This window comes from Streptomyces sp. 8L (assembly GCF_020176795.1).
In the GTDB taxonomy this organism is placed as follows: domain Bacteria; phylum Actinomycetota; class Actinomycetes; order Streptomycetales; family Streptomycetaceae; genus Streptomyces.
This window is the reverse complement of sequence record NZ_JAIUKE010000606.1, coordinates 3,639-5,796: the sequence shown is the minus strand read 5'-3', so window position 1 is coordinate 5,796 and position 2,158 is coordinate 3,639. Positions and strand designations below refer to the sequence as shown.

Below are 2,158 nucleotides of genomic sequence, written 5' to 3'. Positions count from 1 at the left end.
AGAACACTTCCTCGCCTTCGCAGGCATCGCCGCAACTCTCATCTGCTACCGACGCCTCACCAAATGAGATGACTTCTAACGCTCCAGGGTCAGTGGGACCTCTCGGTCGTCCTTGCGGGCACCACGTTCCTTGCCCCCGCGCTGGCCATGGCGCTGGCCATGGCGCTCGCCGGGCCGCTCGCCGGGCGGGTGCCGCCATGGGCCGTGGTACGGCTGATGGTGGGCTGCCTGTGCGGGGGAGCGCTGGTTTTGGCATGCCTCGCCCGGACCTCCTCCCTCACCTTGTACGTAGCCGTGGCCACCGTGGGCGGCGCGGTCCTCGGAGTGGCTAACTCACTGACGCTCATCGCTACCCAGGCGGTGATCCGGCCGGAGCGGGCCGGGGAGGCGTCGGGAGTTACCAAGACGGTCATCACCGTGACCGCCGGCCTCGGCGTCGAACTGGCCGGGGCCGTCACCGACCAAGACCGCGGGGTGGGTTCGGAAGCAGCCGCCGACACGGCACTGCTGATCACCGCAGCGGGCTGTCTGGCTGCGTGTGCGGTCCTCGCCGTGTGGAGCAGGCTGCGGAAGGGCATGGTGCGGGCCGGGTCGGGGGAATCGGAGGGATGACTCAGTGTCGCGGACGGTACGTCGCGGAGTCGTCGCTGAATCGCGGAACTCGTAGCCATCGCAGAGACGCTGCAAGCCGTCGGCCCGAGGTACCCCGAACTCGCCCTGCTCCTGTCCGTCTCTCCCTCCCTCCGCTCGGCCTCATCGCCTTCGCCCTCGCCACGATCGCCGCGCTTGCCACGCAGATCACGACCATGTTCGCCAGCCCGGCCGACCGCACCCCCGGCGCGCCCCCCGCCCCCTCCAGGTAAAACGCCGCGACGACAGGCCGCATCGCCGCACGCGGGGACGCGCCGCCCGGGAGGCCGGGCTCACGATCTCGGACCGCACCATCCGGACGCCGGAGGCTATTGCTGTTTCGGGTGGGGGACGGGTGCGGTGTGTGCGAGTTGCTGTCGCAACACGAGCAGCGCGGCTGCTGCCGAGAGGAGTTCGCCGAGGCTGAGGGCGATCCACAGGCCGGTAGTGCCGAGGCAGCCGAGAGCCGCGGCGAGCGGCATCTTGAGCCCCACCAGGGTCCCGAGCGACAAGAGGTAGGAAGGACGGGGGCGGCCGGTCGCCTGGAAGTAGGAGGAGACGACTGGCGTGACGCCCGCGAAGACGAGCCCCGGCGCGATAAACCGCAGTGCCCATGTCGCTGTCCCCGCCGCGGGGCCCTGGAGGAAGGAACCCACCAGCGGGCCCGCGCACGCGACGAGGATGAGGGCGATCGTCCCCCCGTAGAGGAGCGTCGCCCGCAGGGCGAGGCGGAGGGCGCGGTGGACCCGGGCGCTCTCGCCCAGGCCGACGTTGTAGCCGACGACGGGCTGCAGGCCCTGGCCGATGCCGAGGTGGGGCATCGCGGCGAAGGTCTGCAGGCGGGCACATACGGCGTAGGCTGCGAGGGCGGTGGCCGTCCCGTACGCGGTCAGGGTCGTGTTGACGACAAGCGCGAGGAAGGTGGCGCCGACACCGGCGAGGAAGGACGGGGCGCCGATGCCGACGAGGGCGCGCACCGTCGGCCCGTGCGGGCGCAGGTCTGCGGCGGTGATCCGGTAGGGGCGCCGCCGCTGGGCAAAGAAGAACCACAGACTCATCCCGGCCGAGACCGCCTGCCCGGCAACGGTGCCCAGCGCCGCGCCGCGCACGCCTTGGTGGAGGCCGAAGACGAGGAGCGGGTCGAGGGTGATCTGCACGGCGACCGGGATCAGCCAGAGCAGGGTGGAGAAGCGCATCCGCCCCTCCGCCCGGACCAGGCTGGAGAAGCCCGTGGACACAAGCGCGCCGGCAAGGAGGATGGCGGCGTAGTCGTGGGCGGGGGCCCGGATGTCCCCGTGGGCGCCGAGGACGCTGAGCAGGGGGTCGAGCGCCAGGAGTCCGGCCAGGGTCGTGGTTGCGGCGGTGACCCAGAAGAGGATGAAGGCGTTGCCCGCAGATCGGGCGGCGGAGTGGGGGGGGGGGGGGGGGCGGGGGGGGGGCGGGGGGGCCGCGGGGGGCCCCCCCCCCCCCCCGCGGGGCCCGGCCCCCCCCCCCCCCCCCCCGCCGCGGGGGGGCGGGGGGCGGGGGT

1 protein-coding gene and 1 pseudogene are annotated in these 2,158 nt (G+C 73.0%); one reads left to right on the top strand and one right to left on the bottom strand.

The annotated features are described in order from the left end of the window. Positions 1–96: 96 nt before the first annotated feature. Positions 97–612, top strand: a pseudogene (locus LCE31_RS35580) (MFS transporter); the annotation flags it as partial. Between the two features lie 347 nt (positions 613–959). Here the strand turns inward: LCE31_RS35580 and LCE31_RS35575 are convergent. Beyond that, positions 960–1,826, bottom strand: coding sequence for an MATE family efflux transporter (locus tag LCE31_RS35575; RefSeq protein WP_225021957.1), 867 nt, complete (start codon positions 1,824–1,826; stop codon positions 960–962). Positions 1,827–2,158: the final 332 nt, after the last annotated feature.